The following is a 19,869-nucleotide window of genomic DNA, read 5'->3' as shown; positions in this document are numbered from 1 at the left end:
GGGGCGGCTGTGCCGACAGGGGCCCGCACTTTTTGCTTGCCCTCCTGGCTAAGACGCAGTCCAGCGCCCGTTGCGACAGCCCGGATGCCTTGTTTTCGGCCCACCCCCCTGAACCAGGGGTGTCACGCTTCCCCCGCATAATCGCCCGCGTATGACTAACCCACCTTCCGTCACCGAACTCTTGGCCAGTGCATCGCAAGGCGAAAGTGGTGCCGTCAATGCGCTGTTCGAGCGGCTTTACCCCGAGATCAAGCGGGCCGCCCGGGCCAGACTGGCGCAGGCCAGCGGCGTGGTGGGCCTCAACACCACCGCGCTGGTGCATGAGAGTTTTCTGCGCATGGCCGACAGCGAAGGCCTGCAAGGCCATTCGCGCGGCCAGTTCTTTGCCTATGTGGGCCGGGTGCTGCGCTCGGTCGTCGTCGACCATATTCGCGCCGCTGGGGCCGACAAGCGCGGCGGCGATGTGGGCGTCCTGCTCACGCTGTCGGCGGCGGCCGAGGTGGTGGCGCCGATCAGCTCAAGCGTCGAGCTGATCGCAATCGACCGGGCTTTGCTGCAGATGCAGCAGCTCGACCCGGGTTTGTATCAGTTGCTGGAGATGATCGGTTTTGCCGGCACACCGATGGCCGAGGTGGCGCAGCTGCGCGGGGTGGCTCGGCGTACCGTGGAGCGCGACCTGATCAAGGCCAGAGCCTTGTTGACCGAATTGCTGGGCGATAGCGCGGCGACCGTTTACTGATGAATGACGAGCCGACGCTGGATCGCCCGCGTTGGCAGCGGCTCTCCGCGCTGCTCGATGAAGCGTTGGAGCTGCCCGGCGAGGCGCGAGCGCCATGGCTGGCCGCCTTGACCGATTCAGGCGCCATCGATGCGCCGCTGGCCGAGCAGCTGGCGCGGATGTTGGCCGCTCAACCACAAGAAACGACCGGCGCGTTCGACGCGCTTTTGCAGCGAGCGCTGCAGCATGAGGAATCGGCGCCGGTCGGTGCCGCCCAAGACTTAGCCGGCCGGCGCATGGGCGCCTGGGCCTTGCTGAGAAAAATCGGCGAAGGCGGCATGGGCCAGGTCTGGCTGGCGCGGCGTGCCGACGGGCTCTACGAGCAAGAGGTGGTGGTCAAGCTGCTGCGCGGCGACCTGCAGCAAGCCTCCTTGTCCGAACGCTTTGCGCGCGAGCGGGCGGTGCTGGCGCGGCTCAGCCACCCCGGCATCGCCAAGCTCTTGGACGCGGGCGTGGAAGCCGGGCTGCCGTTTCTGGTGCTTGAATATGTCAGCGGCCGCACGCTGACCGAGCATGCGCGCGCCGCTTGCCCAACGGTGGCCGAGCGGGTGGCGCTGCTGATACGCGTCGCACAAGCGGTCGCTCATGCGCATGCGCAATTGGTCGTGCACCGCGACCTAAAGCCGTCGAACGTGATGGTCAGTTTTGAGGGCAACCCCAAGGTGCTGGACTTTGGCATCGCGGGTCTGCTGGACGACGAGGCGCCGGGCCAGCTCACCCGTCTCGCAGGGCGCGGCTTGACGCTGGGCTATGCGGCGCCCGAGCAGCTCAGTGGTGAGCCGATTGGCGTGGCGGCCGATGTGTTCACGCTTGGGGTGTTGTTGTTTGAGCTGCTGAGCGGGCGGTTGCCATTTGTGGCCGGCGGCAAGACGCGCGCCGCGGCAGAGCATGCATTGCTGCACGAGGATGCACCGCGGCTGAGTCAATTGCCGGCCGGTGGGCTGGCGAATGAGCAGGCTGATGTGCAGGCCGCCAGACCGGCAGACTTTGCCCGCGTGCGCGGCGACCTGGAGGCCATCGTCGCCAAGGCTTTGCGCAAAGATCCGGCCGAGCGCTACGACGGTGTGGGCGCTTTTGTTGACGATCTGCGCCTGTGGATGGCGCATCGGCCGGTAGCCGCTCGGCGCGACGACTGGCGGCACCGCAGCAGTTTGTGGCTGCGCCGCAATGCGCTGCCGGCGAGCTTGGGTGCCACGCTGGTGCTGGCGGTGTTGGCCGGCTTGGGCGTGAGCCTGACGCAATGGCAGCGCGCTGAAAGCGCGGCGCGCGAATCCGACCAAGTGACGACTTACCTCACCGATCTGCTCGGCAGCGCCAGCCCCGATCAGCATGGCGGCGAGTCGCCCAATGTCTTGCAGCTGCTGGAGAAGAGTCGCAAGGAGCTGGACGACAAGTTCAAGGACGAACCCGCAACCAAGGCGCGTCTGCTGAAGGTGTTGACCAAGACCTACGAGGGCTTGAGCCGCTATGACCTGGCCGGCCCCCTGGCCGAGCAGTGGATCGCGCTGACGGCCAAGGCCTATGGTGAGGACGACGAGCGCACTATCGCCGCGCGGCTCAAGCTGGCGCAGATCTACACCCCGTCGGGGCCCTGGGACGACGTGATCGCGCAATTGGAGCCGCTGCGACCGCGCATAGCGCGCCGGTACGGGCCGTACTCGGAGAATATGCGCGAATTGCTGGCGGTGCTGGCCAATGCCCAAATGAAGATCGGCCGGCTGCAGGGCGCCACGCAGACGCTGCAAGAGCTCGGCGAGCTGACCGACCGCCTCTATCCACCGGGCAGTTTCGAGCGCGCTTTTCATCACAATATCGTCTCAAACCTCTATGCGGGTCAGGGTCGATTCAGCGACGCGCTGGCCGAGCTGCACAAGGCCGACGCCGGGATTGCCAGCGTTTCGACCGACAATTTGCGCCATGCGCTGGCGATGCGCCGCAATATGTGGGCCATGCGGATTCGCCTCGGCGAGTATGCGCAGATCGAGCCTGACTATCTGGGCTTGGCGGCCGAGATGGACCATCTGCATGGTGTCGGCAGCGCAACGCGGGCCTTTTTGTACCCTGAGATGGCCCGCTACCACGCCGATCGGGCCGAGTTCGCACGCTCGCTGGCGAATCGCGAGGCTTTTCTGGCCGGCAATAGCGGCACGCCCAAGCAGGCGCTGGCGGCCTCGCGTGCCGCGCTGCTGCTGGCCCGCGCCTTGGCCCATGCTGCGCCTGCCGCCGCGTTGACCGATGAGGCCCAAACCTTGCTGGCTGCGGTGGATGCCGATGGCCGGCAGCTCGGCGCCTTGCGGCGTGCCGAAGCCTGGTTGGCCTTGGCGCGCACCGGGCTGCTGCTGGACGAACTGGATTTGGCTGCCGCCGCGATAAAGCGCCTGCGTGGTGATGCCCAGCTGAATCTGGCCGAGGATGTCTGGATGAACAGCCGGGTTGCGCAAGCCGAGGGTGAGTTGCTGCGTGCGCGCGGTGACTGGCAAGGCAGCGCCAAGTTGCTCGCGCAGCGGGTGGCGCTGCTGGATACGAGCCCGGACAAGGCCGTGCCCGCGCTCTGGCAGGCCCGACTCGACCTCGCCACGACTTTGGTGCTGATGCGTGACCCTGCTGCTGCCGCCGCGTTGGCGCAGGCCGCCGCCGCCCGTCCGCCGCAAATGCCCAGCAAGCACCCGCTCGATGCGGTGCTGCATTATTTGCAAGCCCTGCAGCAGGGCACTGACGCTAGCAAGGCCAGGCTCGCTGTCGAGCAAGCCTATGGGCGAGCCTCAAGCCAGCTGCCGGCGGGGCTGGGCGGTATTTTCTAAGTGATAGAGGCTGGCTCGGCGCTGGGCCAGCTCAAGACATGAACCAAGCGAGCGAGCACAGAACAACGATGCCGCAAAGGAGTTGCAACATTTGCAGCGGCCTTGTGGCGCCCTGCTGTTCGTGCCGAGATGCCAGGTCGCCAGCTCTTGCGCCGCTGCAATAGCTGCTCGAACTCAGCGCGCAATTGCAGCGCCGACCCTGATCGCAATCGCCCGAGCAGGCGGTTTGCAAAGCGGGCTCAAGTTTGAGCGGCTGCCAAGCGCAGGCCACTTCCTTTTGCGCTCGCTTTTGCGCTTGCTGACTGCCATCTGCAGGGGTGACCATCGGTGCGTAGATCAAGCGGTTCATGGCGGGGCTCCAAAGGCTTCGGTGAGCGCGGTGCCAAAGCGGAATCTGGAATCGAACCGATCTATCCACCCAAGCACCGAGATGAGACGGCACTTGAAATATAGGTTTGAAGCAGGCTTGGCGTGATCCCGCAAATCCGGGGGGGAAGCCAAGCAAATCAGGGGCAAGCGTGATCGTCATCACGCTTTCTTTGGCTGCCCTCAGCCTTGGCGCTTGTGCGTCAGCTGCGTGATCAACAAGTCGCGCAGCGCGGTATAGAAAACCGGCACGCTGGCCATGCTGACCTGGGCGAAGGCGGTCGCCGAGGCGCGCCGCTCTGCTTCACTGGGCTCATGCTGCAAACGCAAGTCCAGCGCCTGCCAGCCCGCCATCAGCTCGGCTTCGAATTGGGCGCGCCGCGCCAGCAGAAACGGCAGCGCTTTTTGGTAGGCCAGCTGCATCAGGTTGTCGACAAAATCTATGCACCAGCGCGCCGATGTTGCGCTGAACTGCTCAGGGTCGTACTCGCTGAAGCAGGGATGCAGCGCGTCTATGCCCACATGCATGGGGATCCAGCTGCTGACATGCGGGTTGTCGAGCGCCAGCCAGTAGACAGCGGCGATGTCGGCGGGCAGGCCGCGGCGCAGCTGGCAGATCACGCTGAGGTGGCCGAAATGCCGGGCCACCGGGCGGCGATGCGTCAGGCGCAGGAGCCGGCGCAGATCGGGGTTAGGGAAGGGCGTGGCCAGCGAGCTTTTGGCCACATGCCCACTCGCATCGGCGACTTGCCATTGCGGCTGCTCGGTGATGTCGTAGATCGTGCCTTCAAAGGTCGAGCGATGAAAAGCCATCACATCGCCCAGGCCCAGCTTGCGCTCGGGCGCGACCGAGAAGGGATAGATGTCCAGCGGCTCCACGATCTGATGGTAGGCATCGAGCGTCGCGTAGCGGTCACCCTCCAGCCGGCGCACCGGCCAGGGCCGCAGCTTCGGCGCGACATCGGCGTAGAACAGCCATAGCCTGGATGTCGCCCATTCATGCGGCAGCGGGATATAGGCCTGCTGCCAATCAAAGGGTCGGCCGGCTTCGGGCCGGAACCAGCCGCGCTCGATGGCATAACTCTGCACATGCGCGCAGGCCAAATAGCGCTCGCTGTCGCCCAGATCCAGCTCGCGCAGAATGCTCCAGTTGGCGACGATCAGCGCATGGTCGTCCTCCATGCGGCGGGCCGCCCAGATCGCGCCGGGTGCGCCGCTGTTCGCGCGCCAGCCCGGGCCGACGCCGACGATCTCGACCACCCAGACCTCGTCAGGGTCAGCGATGCACAGCAGCTCGCTGCCATCGCCGCAACTGCTCAGAAAACCATGCCGCTCCATCAGCTCGCCTACGAGCAAGACCGCCTCGCGAGCGTGCCGGCAGCGCTGCAGCGCAAACACCATCGCCTGCTCGACGGTCATGATCTGCTCGCCTTCGCCGCGTGCGCATTTCAGCTCGGGGCGCTGCGAGGTGGTGCTTTCGGCGATCGCGAGCTGGTGCTCGTTGAGATGCGAATAGGCCGAGTGGAAGTAGGCGAAGGTGTGCGGCACTTGGGCGATCTCGCCGATCACCTCGCCGAAATGGTCGAGCTCGGGTTTGACGATGTTTTGCAGGCCCCAGTGCACCGGCGCCATCGCACCGGGCGTGTGATCCTGCGCGGGGATCTTGCGCACCCGCGAGTCTTGGCCGCTGTCGGAATGGCTGAGCAGGGTCGAGCCGTCAACACTGGCGCGCGGCCCAATGGCAATCACGGTGCACATCTGAGAGTCCTTGTTCTGCTGGTGAGTCTGCTGCATGGGCGGCCGCCGCACCGCAGAGTCTGGCAGCTCATGCTTGGCGACAGAACATGGCCGGCCGCCCCCCCAAGGGAGGATAGCCCAAGCCGGGATGACCCTCTTAGAGTCGCGCCGGATTCAAAGTCCGGTTGGGCCAACGGGTCGGCTTTCAAACACCCGCTCGGGCCAAAACGCCCAGCAAGAGGCGCTGTTCAAACAGTCTTTCGATAGGCTATTCATTCACGTTCCGAGGGAAACCCATGTACACGCAACTGAAATCGACCGCACGCCTTGCGGCTGCGGCCTCCTTGACGACCCTAGTTCTGGCCTTGCAAGCCTGCGGTGGTGGTGGCGGGAGCGACCCGGTGCCCGAACCGGTCAAGCCGACCACCTACGATTTGCAAGCGGCCATGACGCAGTACTACACCAAGGCCAATACCTGGAACCTCAGCGGCATAGTGACCGGCGCGGGCTTACCGGCCGCCGGCACGGCGGTGACGATGGTGCTGACGACCACTCCGATGACGGGCGTAGGCACCCATCCGGTGTTGGGCAAGCAATTCAGTCATATGAGCCAGAGCATGACGCTGAATTTTCTGGGTACATCGAAAAGCGCTGTTTACGAATCTTTCTTTGACCCAGCCACGGCTCAAGCCGAGGGCCAGGCGTCTTTGGCGGACGACAGCTGCGAAGCTTCGGTGACCAAGGGGAGCTATTCCAGGACAGCCAAGGTTGGCGACACAGGCTCCGGCGGCAGCGGGATTGAGTACATCAGCTGCCAGGCCGGTAGTGGCGCTGAGGCCAATTTCGTAGACACCTGGGTGGTCAAGCAAGATGGCGCGCGGGTGCTGCTTTGCTTGGAGCGCAGCGCCAAAGTGGTGGCCACCGGCTTCACTCGCACCGGCAGCCAATGCCTGCAGTTGAACGCCGACAGCAGCCTGGGCAGCTATGTGAGCTTCAGCGAAAAGCTCGAAGACGCTACTTTCGAGCTGAAGACACCTTAAGTTTGGGCTGAAGCAGCCACCCCCGCCATGAGGCCTGGGGGCTGTTTCTTCATTGCGCTGAACGAGCAGCTGGCATTAACGCAGCCCGCTTATTCGTGCATCCTTGGGGTAGGTGATCAGATAGTCGGCCGTGATGCGCATTGACTTGCCGGCCTCCAGCGGCAACTCCCAGGCCACCACGCCGGGCTGCTTCTTCCAGGGCTCTTGAGTGGGCGTGGGATTGAAGACGGTCTGCACACGGATGTCTTCATGCCGCGCCACCGGCGCGGCCTCCAGCACCTGCAGCAGCACCGGCTTTTTGTGCAGGTTCTCCAGCACAAAGGCGCGGCCGATTTTCTGCTCGGCACGCGAGCCGATGAAACCGGCGTTGGCACCGCTGCGCTGCTCGGGCTCGACGGTGACACGCAGCATTTCGTCGCGACCGAAGAACAAGTCCAGCCGCTCGTCGTTGCCCAGATTCAACTGGCTGTTGCCGACGAAGTCGCCATCACGGAATAGTTGCAGCGCGCCGCTCGGCCAGGAGCCGGCCGGTCGGGCCAGCTCGGCCATCAAAAAGGCTTGTGCCTCTTGCTGCGGCTGCACCCGGCGCAACACGCGTGCATCCAGCAGCTCGCTGCCCAGCGAGTAGCCGACGCGTTGGCCGTCGCTGGCCACATTGACCAGGCCCGGCACCAGGAACTCAGCGGCGAACTCGCCTTGAAAGACGCTGACATCAAAGCGCGCCTCAGGGGCGGCGACATTGAATTCAGGGGGCGGGATGAAAGGGGGAGGTGGCGCGGCGGCGGGCGCTGCACGTGCATATTGCATTTCTTGTAGAACCTGGAGCGGCGGCAGCAGGTCCAGCGTCCAAGGCCGTGGCGGCGTGATGCCGGTGTTTTGGCGCGGCTGCACGGTTGACAAGCGCAGCGTCACGCCGCTCCAATCCTCGCCGCTGTTTTGCGCCACCTGCGCTTGGCGCTCCAGGCGCAGCTGAGCTTTGGCAGTGTCCAAATGGGCGCGGTAGACCGGTGTCCAGCCGGCTTGGGATAGGCGGTAGCTCAGCCGCAATTCGCCGGCTTGGCGCGTGGCCAGGCGAATCTGCAATGTGCGCACCTGCGGGTTGGCCTTGACCAGGCGCTCACGCTCGGCCAGCAGCGGGCTCAGGTCTTGCTCGATCAACTGCTTTTTGCGCGAGAGCTGCTGCTGGCGCTGCATCGCCTCCAAGCCGCTGCGGCGCAAGGATTCGGCGGTGTCGGCAATGGCGGCTGGATTGCCAGCGCTGGGGTTGGCGCCGACATTCTTCAGAAAGCCCAGCACCAGCTCTTGCGCATCGATCTCGGCCTTCAGGCCGGCTTGCTTGTCTTCCAGCTCGCGGATGCTGGCGTCGAGCGGGCTGGCCGCGCATTCGGGCGCGCGCTCGCGTGCCACGGTCTGCACACTGACCTCGCCGATCTGCGTGCCGGCCTCGCCTTGCAATTGCAGCGAGTCGAGGTCGAAACGGCTCGTCAAGCAGCTGAGCTTGAGCGTTTGCGTGCCAGCCGCGACCTTGGCCACGCGCTCCACCGTGGCGCCGCCCGGGTAGACCAGCACCTGGCTGATTTTGCTGCTTTGGGCCAGGGCGAGGCCAGGCAAGGCGAACAGCAGGGGAAAAAAGACCAAGCGTGGTGTCATGCGCGGGCTCCAAGAATCGCGAGTCGAGAACATAGCATGAGCGCCGCGCTGGGCCGCCCCGAGCAAGCTCGCCCCCGCTCGGCGGGGCAGGCCGCAGGCCGTGGGGTGCAATATCGAGCGCCGACCCTGGCACACTGGCGGCATGAGTGAATATCCACAAGCCAACTCCGCCCGCAAAGCCCTGGTGCTGTTTTCCGGCGGCCAAGACTCGACCGCCTGCCTCGCCTGGGCCTTGGCCCGTTATGCCGAGGTTGAAACCATAGGCTTCGACTACGGCCAGCGCCATCGTGTCGAGCTGGACTGCCGGCAGACCGTACGCGCCGAGTTGATGGCTCGCTTCCCCGCCTGGGGTGCCAAGCTGGGCGAAGATCATTTGCTGGACCTCGCTTTGCTTGGCCAAATATCCAGCACCGCGCTGACCGAGCATCGCGCCATCGAAATGCAGGCGAATGGCCTGCCCAATACCTTTGTGCCTGGCCGCAATTTGCTGTTTCTGACTTTTGCGGCCACGCTGGCCTACCGGCGCGGCGCCTCGGTGCTGGTGGGTGGCATGTGCGAGACCGATTTCTCGGGCTACCCCGATTGCCGCGACAACACGCTCAAGGCCTTGCAGGTGGCGCTGAGTTTGGGGCTGGACTCACCGATGACGGTCGAGACGCCGCTGATGTTCATCACCAAGGCGCAAACCTGGGCACTGAGCGAAAGCCTGGGCGGTGCGGCCTTGAATGAGCTGATCGTCGAACACACCCATACCTGCTACCTGGGTGAGCGCACGCAGCGCCACAGCTGGGGCTATGGCTGCGGCAGCTGCCCGGCCTGTGAGTTGCGCGCGCGGGGCTTTCAGGAGTTCAGTGAGTCAGCGGCATGAGCAACTTGAATTGGGCGTTGTGGACGGTGGCGGCGCTGCTGCTGTTCTGGGGCATTGGCGCCTACAACCGCTTGATGCGTTTGCGCAATGCCATCGCCGCCGCGTTTGTGCAGCTTGACGAGCATCTGACGACGCGTGCGCAGCTGTGCAGCAAGCTGCTGATCCTGTTGCAGCCTTTGCTCAGCAATGAGCGTGCAACTTTTGAAGCTTTGGAGCTGGCGCAGGCCGAAGTGAGCGCAGCGGCGCAGGCCGCAAGGCCGCGACCTTATTTGGCCGAGCCCGTTGGCATGCTGGGGGTGGCGAGCGCTGTGCACGCCGCTGCTTTGACCCGGCTGATGTCGATGCTGGAGCATCATGCGGAGCTGCGTGAGCAGGCCGATCTGTATGCTTTGGTCGATGAGCTGAAAATGGTGGAACGTCAGCGCTCGTTTGCTCGTCAGCTTTTCAACCAGGCGGTCGGTCAGTTCAATGAGGCGATCACGCAGTTCCCGACGCGTGTCTTGGCCAGCATGTATGGCTTCCGCGAAGCGCGCTCGCTTTGATCTGCTTGGAGTGAGAACAATTCACGTTCTTGGCGAGTGGACAATGCAGGGGCTCGCCGTTGGCGGCGATGCTTGACCCTCGCCAGATATTGAGGAGTTCGATCTTGCTTCGTCGACATGTGTTGAGCGCCATGGCCGCGCTATCTTTGCCTGCTGGGGTGCAAGCACAGGCCGGCGGGCGCAAGCGGATTGTGCTGGGTCAGTCCGCCCCCTTGACCGGCCCTGCGGCCCAGCTGGGCCTGCAGATGCGGGCCGGTGCCAAGCTGTATTTCGACGCTGTCAACGAGGCCGGCGGTGTAGCCGGCAGCTTGATCGATCTGCAGACGCTGGATGATGGCTATGAGCCGCAGCGCTGCGAGGCCAATACCGCCAAATTCATTGAAGACGATGTGCTGGCGCTGTTCGGCTATGTCGGCACGCCCACCACTTTGGCGGCGTTGCCGCTGATCAACCAGCATCACATGCCGCTGTTTGGGCCCTTCACCGGCGCCGAGGCGTTGCGCGCGCCGATGAGCCGCTGGGTTTTTCATTTGCGCGCCTCCTATTACGACGAGACCGCGCTGATCGTCAATCAAATGACCAACCTGGGCCTGAAGAAGATCTCGGTCTTTTATCAGAACGACGCCTATGGCAAGGCCGGCTTGGCCGGTGTCAACCGCGCCCTGAACAGCCAGTCGCTGGCCACCGTTGCCACTGCCACGGTCGAGCGCAATACGGTCGACGTGGCACGCGCGGTGAGCGAGCTGGTGCCGGGCCGCCCTGAGGCCATCGTGATGGTCAGCGCCTACAAAAGCTGCGCGGCCTTTATCCGCGAAGCGCGCAAGGCCGGCTATGGCGGTGTGTTCTATAACGTCTCATTTGTGGGCACCCAGGCGCTGTCGGATGAGCTCGGCAAGGAGGCGCTGGGAGTGGTGGTGAGCCAAGTGATGCCGTATCCCTTCGGGATTGGCCATGGCGTGGTGGCCGACTACCAGGCCGCGGTGCAGAAAGCAGGCGGCGAGCTGCGCCCGAATTACACCGGCATGGAGGGATTTTTGGCCGCCAAGGTCTTCACCGAAGGCCTGCGCCGCGCCAAGAGCTTGACGCGTGAAGGTCTGATCGCCGGGCTGGAGAGCCTGAGTAACTACAACGCCGGCGGCTTCACGGTCAATTTCGGCCCGGGGCGTCGCGTCGCGTCGAGCTTTGTCGAGCTGTCAATGCTGACCGGCGACGGCCGCGTCAGGCGCTAGGGCATAGCGGGTTCGAATCAAGAACACTCGATCGCGCCGGAGCTCACCAGCTCGCGGAACAGCGACAACATCGCGCGCCCGCTCATGCTGTAGGGGTCGAGCAGGCTGGTGGCGCTGTACTTCAGCACCAGACCTGGGTTGAGGCGGTGCAGATTGACCTGGCCCATGGTCCAGCCGGCGAATTCGCGCTCGGCGATTTCGGTGTAGCTGAGCAGGATCACATCTTTGTGGCGCGGATCACTGGCGATGCGCTGGTAGCGGGCGTTGACGGCGTCGCGGCCGCCTTCGAGCAACTGCATAAAGACGCCGTCGCTATGGCAGAGCAGGCCGGTGATGCCCTCGCCGGCATTGTGCTCACGCGACTGCTTGAGGATGGCGGCGAGGTCGGGGCTGCTCATCGCATGGGCGGCGCGGCTGGCGTACAAAAGGTGAACAAGCATGGGGTTTCCTTGATGGGCCGAGCGGTGGTCGAGTAGATTTCTAACGAATCAGCGACAGGAACTCGCGGCGCAGATTGGCATCCTTCATGAAGGCGCCGCGCATCACGCTATTGGTCATCTTGGACTCGTTGTCCTTGACGCCGCGCCAATGCATGCAGAAATGGTCGGCTTCCATCACGATGGCAAGTCCGTCGGGCTGCACGCGTTCCTGCAATTCGTTGGCCAGCATGGTGACGGCTTCTTCCTGAATCTGCGGGCGGCTCATGATCCAGTCGCAAATCCGCGCGTACTTGGACAGCCCGATCAGATTGGAATGCTCGTTAGGCAGCAGGCCGATCCAGACCTTGCCCATGATGGGGCACAGATGGTGCGAGCAGGCGCTGCGCACGGTGATCGGGCCGACGATCATCAGCTCATTGAGCCGCGTCACATTCGGGAACTCGGTCACCGCCGGCATGGGCTGATAGCGACCCTTGAAGATCTCCTGCATGAACATCTTGGCGACTCTTTTCGCCGTGTCTTGGGTGTTGTGGTCGCTGTCGGTGTCGATCACCAGCGCGCGCAACACGCCCTGCATTTGCGCCTGCACCTCGGCCTGCAGTTGCTCCAACTCACCGGCTTCGATGTAGTCCGCGATATTGTCATTCGCATGGTGGCGGCAGCCGGCGCTGACCAAACGCATGCGCACCCGCTCGGACGCGGGCAGGGCCGCCAGTTGCTGGGCATCTAGGCTTATTTTTGTGGATGAATCGCCGCTCATAAAGCTTCTCGCTAAGGCTGAAGGCATCGATTGTGGCCGCAATATAAAGCCCGCGCAGTGTCAGGTCTTGCCTGCGGCCGCTCGCGGCGCTGACCTACACTGACCGCGTGACTGAAAAACCCAAACCGCAACTTTCCCCGCAACTCTCCCCGCCCCTGCAGCGCCTGATGCTGCAGGTGGCTGACGCCGTGCAGGCGGTGCGTACCGGCCGCTCGCTGACCGAAGTCCTGGCGCGCTGCCCGGCCGAGTTGCGCCCGGCCACCCAGGCGCTGAGTTTTTATGTGCTGCGTTTGCTCGGCAGTGCCGAAGCAGCGCGCGCGCTGCTGGCGCCCAAGGCGCCGCCGCCCAAGGTCGACGCCTTGCTGGTCAGCGCCTTGGCGCTGCTGTGGCCAGGCGCGCCTGGCGTGGCGCCGCTCTACACCGATCACACCGTGGTCGACCAGGTGGTCAGCGCGGCCCGCAAGCGCGCGCCGGCCAGCGCCGGCTTCGTCAATGCGGTGTTGCGGCGCTTTTTGCGCGAGCGCGACGCCCTCGTGCTGGCTGTCAAGGCCTCGGAGCCGGCCGCCTACAACCATCCGCAATGGTGGATTGACCGCGTGCGCGCCGACTGGCCGGAACATTGGCACGCGATTTTGCACGCCAATAACCAGCATCCGCCGATGACGCTGCGCGTCAATGCGCGGCGCGGCAGCACCGAAAGCTATCTGGCTCGCTTGGTCGCTGCCGGCATCAAGGCGACGCCGGTCGGGCCGCTGGCCCCGCAGGCCTTGCTGTTGGAGCGGGCGCTGCCGGTGACTGCCTTGCCGGGTTTTGCGGACGGTGATGTGTCGGTGCAAGACGCTGCGGCGCAACTGGCCGCCCCCTTGACGGTGGGCGCGCTCGCTGCCCTGCCCGCGCTGGCGGCAGGCGCGCGTGTGTTGGATGCCTGCTCGGCGCCGGGCGGCAAAACCGCCCATTTGCTGGAGCTTGCCGACCTGGATTTGCTCGCCTTGGACAGCGACGCAGCCCGTTTGACCCGCGTGCAAGGCAATCTGCAGCGCTTGCAGGTCAAGGCGCGGACGCTGGCCGCCGACGCCCGCCAAACCCTCGGCGAGGCCGCTTGGTGGGATGGGCGGCCGTTCGATGCAATTTTGCTGGACGCGCCTTGCAGCGCCTCCGGCATCGTGCGCCGTCACCCTGACGTGCGCTGGCTGCGCCGGCCCAGCGATATCGACAACCTGGCCGCCATTCAAGCCGAGTTGCTGGACGCCTTGTGGCCTACGTTAAAGCCCGGTGGGCGATTGGTGTACGCCACCTGCTCGATCTTCAAAGCCGAGGGCGAGCACCAAGTCGATGCATTTTTGCAACGCCAAAGTGATGCAAAACACATCGATGTGGCCGGCATGAGCGGGCATCTGCTCCCGCTCACTCACAATGGCGAGGCAGCGGGTGGTCTGCCATCGGTTTGGGATGGTTTCTATTACGCGCTGCTGATCAAGAAGCTCTGAACACATGACGCAGCGCACTCGGCTCAGGCTTGGCGCGCGGCACAGCAAAGATACGCCCCGACCTTGACTTCGCCCGCCGTCACAGCCGCAACACCAGCCTTTTCGAAGCACGCCAGCCGGGCAGCCAGCCCGCTGCTGCGTCGCATCTGGTGTTTGCTGGCGACTGCGCTGCTGCTGCTGGGCTTGGGCTTTGGGCCCGAAGCTGCGCAGGCCGAAGGGGTTGAACTCGCTCAACTCAGCACCCAGCGCACCGAAGAGGGCCTGGAGCTGAGCTTCAGCACCCGCTTCGAGCTGACCCGCGCGGCCGAGGATGCACTGATGAAGGGCGTACCGATCTATTTTGTGGCCGAGGCCGATGTCTGGCGCAACCGCTGGTACTGGCGCGATGCTCGCATCGCACGCGCCAGCCGGACCTGGCGCTTGGCATGGCAGCCTTTGACGCGGCAATTCAAAGTCAGCACCGGCGGGCTCAATCAAAGCTACGCCAGTTTGCCCGAGGCGCTGGCGTCCTTGCGTGGGGCTGCGGGCTGGCGCATCGCCGAAAACCGCGATTTGGAAGATGGCGGTCGCTTCTATTTGGAGTTCAGCTACCGGCTGGACACCAGCCAATTGCCCAAGCCGATGCAGATCGGATTGGGCTCGCCCCAGGGTTGGGGTTTGAATATCGAGCGCACGCTGAATTTGGCCGCCGACTTCAGCAGCAGCATCGCGGCGCCATGACGGTGCCGATCAGGGGCCGGCAAGCCACCGAGGTCGCGTCTTGAGCAGACGAGCACGTTTGGGCTGGGTCATCTCGACGGTGATCGTGACCGGTGTGTGCGGGGTCTTGGCCTTCTTGCTGTCGATCGGGGTCAGCTCACAGCGCGGCTTTTTCGAGCGTCATTACGTCTGGCTGTTCTGGCTCAATGCGGCCGTCGCCAGCTTGCTGGTTTTGGTGATCGGCGTCGCCGCAGTGCGCTTGGTGCTGCGCGTGCGCGCCGGCAAATTCGGCAGCCGCCTGCTGCTCAAGCTGGCCGGCATCTTCGCCTTGGTGGGCGTGGTGCCCGGCGTGATGATTTATGGCGTGTCTTACCAGTTCGTCAATCGCAGCATCGAGAGCTGGTTTGATGTGCGCCTGGCCGGCGCGCTGGAGGCGGGGCTGAATCTGGGTCGCGCGACGCTGGATGGGCTGGTCAGCGATCTGTCGGTCAAGACCTTGAATGCTGCCGTGCGCCTGTCGGAAACCGGTGGCATGCCGCAGCCTTTGGCGCTGGAGCGCTTGCGTGAACAGCTTGGCGCGCGCAGCGTCGATCTGGTCAATGGCCATGGGCAGATCTTGATGTCGTCAGGCGGCGACACCAGCTCGCTGACGGCCGAGCGGCCCTCGGAAGCCATGCTGCGTCTGGCCCGCGTGGCCAAGGTGGCGAGCCAACTGGAAGGTTTGGAAGACGAGGCGCTGGCCTTGCAAGGCCAGGCGCGCATTCGTGCGCTTGCGCTGCTGCCCAACGCCGACTACCGGCTCAGCAGCAGCAGCTCCGGTGAGCGCTTTTTGATGGTCGTGCAGCGCGTGCCCGCCTCGGTGGTCGCCAATGCCTTGGCGGTGCAGGCGGCCAGCGGCGAGTACCAACAGCGCGCGCTGGAGCGCGACGGTTTGCGGCGCATGTATATCGGCACCTTGACCCTGGTGTTGATTTTGGCCGTGTTCGCGGCGCTGCTGCTGGCGGTCACCTTGGGCAATCAGTTAGCGCGGCCGCTGCTGCTGCTGGCTGACGGCGTGCGGCAGGTGGCGCAAGGCGACTTGAGTCGCAAACCCATGCTGGCCTCGCGCGATGAGCTGGGCGGCCTCACGCGCTCGTTCGCCGACATGACCGCGCAGCTCTCCGACGCCCGCGCCATGGTGGGCCGCAGCGTGGCCGAGCTGGAAAGTGCGCGCACTCATCTGCAGACCATTCTGGACAATCTGACCGCCGGCGTGATCGTCTTTGATGCGCAGGCGCGGATTGAGACCGTCAACCCAGGCGCGGTGCGCATCTTGCGTCTGCCCCATGAAGACCTGCGCGGCCGCAAGCTCGACGAGTTGCCGCAGTTGCAGCCTTTTGCCGCCGAGATCATGCAGCGCTTTGAGCAAGACCGGCCGCTGCGCTCAAGCGATGGGGACCCATCGCCCGGTTTGGGGACCGAACATTGGCAGGATGCTTTTGAGCTGCAACTCGAAGGCGGGCAGGACGTGCTAACGCTGCTGGTGCGCGGAGCCAAGCTGCCGCAAGATGCGCGCCTGATGGTGTTCGATGACATCACCGAGGTGGTGTCCGCGCAGCGCTCCGCCGCCTGGAGCGAAGTGGCCAGGCGCCTGGCCCATGAAATCAAGAATCCGCTCACCCCGATCCAGCTTTCGGCCGAGCGGCTGCAACACAAACTGGAGGCCAAGCTTGAGGGCTCCGACCAGGCAATGCTGGTCAGGTCGGTGGCCACCATCGTCAATCAAGTGCAGTCGATGAAGCAGTTGGTCAACGAGTTTCGCGACTACGCCCGCCTGCCCTCGGCGCAGCTCAAGGTCTTGGATCTGAATGCCTTGGTCAGCGAGGTGCTGACCCTGTATGCCGAGGCCCAGGAGAGCGGCCGATTGCACGCCGAATTGGCCCCGGACGCCTGCGCCATGAAGGGCGACGCGACGCAATTGCGTCAGGTTATTCACAACCTGGTGCAAAACGCATTGGACGCGGTGCAAGAGCGGCCAGACGGTCATGTGCTGGTACGCACCACGCAAGTTTTCACAGAAAGTGGCGAAGCGCGTGTGTTGCGCCTAAACATCACCGACAATGGGCCTGGATTCGCCGAGAAAGTGCTCAAGAGGGCTTTCGAGCCTTACGTCACCACCAAGACCAAAGGCACGGGCTTGGGTCTGGCGGTGGTCAAGAAAATCGCCGATGAACATGGCGCGCGCATTCGCCTGAGTAATCTTCATGCGGGCGGGGATGAGGTCCAGCCGATCGTGGGTGCGCAAGTTTCGTTATCATTTTCAAAGTTTTCAACTGCAGCGGTCGATGCTGGCCCTGCGGACAAGCCGGCGTGAACTAGGACTCCATGGCAACAATTCTTGTAGTTGACGACGAATTGGGCATTCGTGCCCTGTTGTCAGAAATCCTCAGCGATGAGGGCCACACCATTGAAATGGCAGAGAACGCCGCGCAGGCTCGAGCGGTGCGTGAGCGCATGCGGCCCGACTTGGTGTTGCTCGACATCTGGATGCCCGATGTAGACGGCATCACCTTGTTGAAGGAATGGGGCGGTGCGGGGCTGCTGACCATGCCTGTCATCATGATGAGCGGCCACGGCACGATCGATACAGCGGTAGAGGCGACCAAGTTCGGCGCGATTGCCTTTCTTGAAAAGCCCATCACCTTGCAGAAGTTGCTGCGTGCGGTTGAGCAGTCATTGGTCAAAGTGGCGCCTCGGCCGGCGCCGCCGGTCGGTGTGTCAACCTATATGCGCAGCGAAATGCCGGCCCAGTACCCGGCGCCCAGTCTGGGTCTGATGCCGCAAATGGCGCAGCCGACGATGGGCCTGGCTTCTGAGCAAAGCTTCGAGCTTGATCGCCCTTTGCGTGAGGCCAGGGATGCCTTCGAGAAGAGCTATTTCGAATTCCACCTCTCGAAAGAGAACGGCTCTATGACCCGCGTGGCTGAAAAGACCGGCTTAGAGCGCACCCATCTGTATCGAAAACTCAAGCAATTGGGTGTCGATCTGAGTCGAAATAAGCGTGGCGGCGGAATTTGATGCTATAGTCGCGGTCTTCGCTGATTTGAAGCAGCTAGCTGCTACGAAGAAGTGATGAAAAGAATAAGGCCTGGTAGCTCAGTCGGTAGAGCAGCGGATTGAAAATCCGCGTGTCGGTGGTTCGATTCCGCCCCAGGCCACCAGAATAAAAGTCCTTGTGAATCAAGAACTTAGCCAAAAAGGCGGCCCTCAACAGGCCGCCTTTTTGCTTTTGCAAAGCCAATTCCTGTCACGATTCCTGTCAGTGACATTGACTAATGGCTGCGCAAGAGGGTGCTCTGGCTGCGTTTAACTGCGCTTGACAGCGCTGGCGAACGCCGCCGCGAGTGCATCGCGATTGCTGGCACCCGGGCTCGCGACGTCTGTCGTCGTGGAGTTGAAGGGTGCACCAGTTTGATGGTCTCGGGAGGAGTGCTCGCCGGTATAAACCTGCCGTGCAAGTTCTCTACACGCATCTCCAACAACCTAGGAGTTCGCGTGATTGACTATCAAAAACCTTCGGCACCACGGTGCCACCCCACCCCTGCCGCTCTAGAGAGGCTCGTTTCTTTACAGGCACATGCAACTGTTCCAGTGGCCTTTGCGGCCCGCGCAATGCGGGCGGGAGGCTGTGTATGAGCAAGCCGTACAAATCAGGTAAGAACGTCTGGTCTGTCCGTGTTCGCAAGGACGGAGTCGACCAGTTGCTGTCCGGATTCGCGACTTACACCGTCGCCAGTAGAGCAGCAAATGACTACATCGCCGCGATGAGCAAGCAGGGGGGGCCGGTCGGGCTGGGCCCAAGGGTGACGCTCCTTGCTCAGGGCATGTCCGATTACGCTCTGGAGCGTCTCATTTTCAACAAGGGGGCTCCCCAGGAAGTCCGTCGCTTCAACCGCTATCTTCGCGCGGCGAATCTGCCTCAGCTCGTCATTGAACCCATGAATGAGCCCGATCCGGTCGTTTCGGTGGCAGGGCAAGTCAAGGATGATGGCCCGCGCCAGCACTGGGTCGTTCGTCTCCAGACGATTGAAGAACAACAGGCAGGCTCGCGGATCGTGAACTCGTTGAAGTCGACCCGGGCGCGGATCGCCACCAAGACGGCGGGCAGTGATCGTCTGCGTGCGCGATTGGCCAATCTTCGGGTCTTCGAGGTGACCAAGGATGATGTTCAAAAACTCATCGATGCGATGCGATCAGAGCGTGCAGGTAAGGGGACGTTGCAGCAGGAGCAGGCGGTGATTCGTGTCGTCTTCAACTATTTTCGCGACACATGGAACTGGGTAGAACCGGCGAGGAACCCGGCGATCAAACTGAAGATGCCCGTCGTAGATAACCAGCGCAGCCGTGTGCTTTCCGAGGAAGAGGAGGCTCGGTTGCTGCCCGCCCTGGATCGGAGTTACAACCGCACCGCTGTGCTCATGGTTCATCTGCTTATCGAGACTGCGATGCGCTGCGGTGAGCCCATCGAGCACGCGACTTGGGGCGGCATGGACTGGAATCGCCGGGTGCTAAGCCTGCGGGATTCCAAAACCGGCTCTCGGGAAGTGCCGCTGTCTCCGCGTGCAATCAAGCTGTTGGAGGAGTTGCATGGCGTCGGCCCGCATCAGCCGGATACGCTGATTCTGCGTCTGAGCTACGAGTCACTTAAGGCGGTGTGGAATCGGGCTTGCGCGCGGGCAGAAATCAAGGACTTGCACCTGCACGATCTGCGGCACACCGCCGCGACCCGGCTGGCGCTCAAAACGGGCAATGTGTTTCTCGTCAAGCAACTGACGGGCCACAAGCAGTTGTCCCAACTGGATCGTTACGTCAACGTGTCTGCAGACGATGTGGTCGCCGTTATGCATCGCGAGCCTGATCCTCAACCTGCGCCGAAGGCCGCCAGTGCCGCGCCCGCCGAGTCAGTGGTGATGAACACCGACGCACCCATCGAGGCAGTTGCCAGCAATGTCGTGCACGTGTCGTTTAATCGGCGTCGTTCAAATGTTATTCCCATGGGGGAGCCCCGGCCTTAAGCGCGCCCGCAATCACGCTGGGCTGTCGCACCGTAGCGGCACCACCGTCGCACTGCGGTGCGACGGTGGTGCCCTTGATGTGACGGGACTCAGTGACTTGGGGTGGGCGCAAGGGCTTGCCCATGTTGCCGAGAAACGCATGGCGACGGCGCGAGTTTGGCGCCTATCACCCAACCCAAGGCTCCTTTAAGCGGGTCTGCTGGATCGGCTTGTGATGTAGAACTTGCACCGCATGGCGCCGTTTGCAGGCCCAATGGTCTCCCAAGGGGGTGTCCGTACTCCTTGCTCCAACTGGCCTTGTACGGTCTTGCCCGACGGGTGTCATGAAGGGCAAGCCGACTTTTAGGAGTTGTCTCGGCTTGAGAATTTTATGTATAACTAAAAAAAGTATTTACTACTTATTGCAGAAGTTGCGAAT

16 protein-coding genes and 1 tRNA gene are annotated in these 19,869 nt (G+C 63.5%); 12 read left to right on the top strand and 5 right to left on the bottom strand.

Going from position 1 to position 19,869, the window contains the following annotated elements; translation table 11 throughout:
• Positions 1-151 precede the first annotated feature (151 nt).
• Complete coding sequence (locus LNV09_RS00630; protein ID WP_263555134.1) at positions 152-739, top strand: ECF-type sigma factor; 588 nt, start codon at positions 152-154, stop codon at positions 737-739.
• On the top strand, positions 739-3,579 hold the full coding sequence (locus tag LNV09_RS00625; RefSeq protein WP_263555133.1) for a serine/threonine-protein kinase: 2,841 nt from the start codon (positions 739-741) through the stop codon (positions 3,577-3,579). The genes LNV09_RS00630 and LNV09_RS00625 overlap by 1 nt, the downstream gene beginning before the upstream one ends.
• Positions 3,580-3,610: 31 nt before the next feature.
• Here the strand turns inward: LNV09_RS00625 and LNV09_RS00620 are convergent, their stop codons facing one another.
• Together LNV09_RS00620 and LNV09_RS00615 are read right to left on the bottom strand one after the other, a co-directional pair.
• Positions 3,611-3,928, bottom strand: coding sequence for a hypothetical protein (locus LNV09_RS00620; RefSeq protein ID WP_263555132.1), 318 nt, complete (start codon positions 3,926-3,928; stop codon positions 3,611-3,613).
• Positions 3,929-4,128: 200 nt separating this feature from the next.
• On the bottom strand, positions 4,129-5,739 hold the full coding sequence (locus LNV09_RS00615; RefSeq protein WP_263555131.1) for a dipeptidase: 1,611 nt from the start codon (positions 5,737-5,739) through the stop codon (positions 4,129-4,131).
• A 239-nt stretch (positions 5,740-5,978) separates the two neighbouring features.
• Here LNV09_RS00615 and LNV09_RS00610 point away from each other — a divergent pair, with 239 nt between their 5' ends.
• The gene (locus tag LNV09_RS00610) at positions 5,979-6,722 is read left to right on the top strand and encodes a hypothetical protein (RefSeq protein ID WP_263555130.1); all 744 of its coding nucleotides are present in this window, start codon (positions 5,979-5,981) and stop codon (positions 6,720-6,722) included.
• 75 nt (positions 6,723-6,797) lie between these two features.
• Here the strand turns inward: LNV09_RS00610 and LNV09_RS00605 are convergent, their stop codons facing one another.
• Positions 6,798-8,372, bottom strand: a complete 1,575-nt coding sequence (locus LNV09_RS00605) for a DUF4139 domain-containing protein (RefSeq protein ID WP_263555129.1) — start codon at positions 8,370-8,372, stop codon at positions 6,798-6,800.
• A 142-nt stretch (positions 8,373-8,514) separates the two neighbouring features.
• On the opposite strand from LNV09_RS00605, the gene queC reads away from it, so the two are divergent.
• The 3 genes from queC to LNV09_RS00590 all read left to right on the top strand — a co-directional run bounded on the left by queC (position 8,515) and on the right by LNV09_RS00590 (position 11,011).
• Positions 8,515-9,240 (top strand): 7-cyano-7-deazaguanine synthase QueC, encoded by a 726-nt coding sequence (gene queC, locus LNV09_RS00600; RefSeq protein ID WP_263555128.1) that lies wholly within the window; start codon positions 8,515-8,517, stop codon positions 9,238-9,240.
• Positions 9,237-9,782 (top strand): LemA family protein, encoded by a 546-nt coding sequence (locus tag LNV09_RS00595; RefSeq protein WP_263555127.1) that lies wholly within the window; start codon positions 9,237-9,239, stop codon positions 9,780-9,782. The genes queC and LNV09_RS00595 overlap by 4 nt, the downstream gene beginning before the upstream one ends.
• 68 nt (positions 9,783-9,850) lie before the next feature.
• Positions 9,851-11,011 (top strand): ABC transporter substrate-binding protein, encoded by a 1,161-nt coding sequence (locus LNV09_RS00590; RefSeq protein WP_411969179.1) that lies wholly within the window; start codon positions 9,851-9,853, stop codon positions 11,009-11,011.
• Positions 11,012-11,028: 17 nt separating this feature from the next.
• Here LNV09_RS00590 and LNV09_RS00585 read toward each other — a convergent pair whose 3' ends face one another.
• Entirely contained in the window at positions 11,029-11,451 is a 423-nt protein-coding gene (locus LNV09_RS00585) for a BLUF domain-containing protein (protein ID WP_263555126.1), read from the bottom strand.
• A 40-nt stretch (positions 11,452-11,491) separates the two neighbouring features.
• Positions 11,492-12,133 (bottom strand): GTP cyclohydrolase I, encoded by a 642-nt coding sequence (folE, locus tag LNV09_RS00580; RefSeq protein WP_263555770.1) that lies wholly within the window; start codon positions 12,131-12,133, stop codon positions 11,492-11,494.
• A gap of 245 nt (positions 12,134-12,378) precedes the next feature.
• Here folE and rsmB point away from each other — a divergent pair, with 245 nt between their 5' ends.
• The 6 genes from rsmB (at position 12,379) to LNV09_RS00550 (ending at position 19,451) form a co-directional block, all read left to right on the top strand.
• Positions 12,379-13,698, top strand: coding sequence for a 16S rRNA (cytosine(967)-C(5))-methyltransferase RsmB (gene rsmB, locus LNV09_RS00575; protein WP_263555769.1), 1,320 nt, complete (start codon positions 12,379-12,381; stop codon positions 13,696-13,698).
• A gap of 63 nt (positions 13,699-13,761) precedes the next feature.
• Positions 13,762-14,418 (top strand): DUF4390 domain-containing protein, encoded by a 657-nt coding sequence (locus LNV09_RS00570; RefSeq protein ID WP_263555125.1) that lies wholly within the window; start codon positions 13,762-13,764, stop codon positions 14,416-14,418.
• A 40-nt stretch (positions 14,419-14,458) separates the two neighbouring features.
• Positions 14,459-16,750, top strand: a complete 2,292-nt coding sequence (locus LNV09_RS00565; protein ID WP_263555124.1) for a sensor histidine kinase — start codon at positions 14,459-14,461, stop codon at positions 16,748-16,750.
• Between the two features lie 11 nt (positions 16,751-16,761).
• On the top strand, positions 16,762-17,454 hold the full coding sequence (locus LNV09_RS00560; protein ID WP_263555123.1) for a response regulator: 693 nt from the start codon (positions 16,762-16,764) through the stop codon (positions 17,452-17,454).
• A 67-nt stretch (positions 17,455-17,521) separates the two neighbouring features.
• Positions 17,522-17,597: transfer RNA gene (locus tag LNV09_RS00555), tRNA-Phe, on the top strand.
• Between the two features lie 471 nt (positions 17,598-18,068).
• The gene (locus LNV09_RS00550; protein ID WP_263555122.1) at positions 18,069-19,451 is read left to right on the top strand and encodes a tyrosine-type recombinase/integrase; all 1,383 of its coding nucleotides are present in this window, start codon (positions 18,069-18,071) and stop codon (positions 19,449-19,451) included.
• The last annotated feature ends 418 nt before the right edge of the window (positions 19,452-19,869 follow it).

The organism is Paucibacter sp. B2R-40 (genome assembly GCF_025717555.1).
Lineage (GTDB): Bacteria > Pseudomonadota > Gammaproteobacteria > Burkholderiales > Burkholderiaceae_C > Paucibacter_A.
The sequence above is the reverse complement of the archived record's forward strand: the minus strand, read 5'-3'. Positions and strand labels throughout refer to the sequence as shown.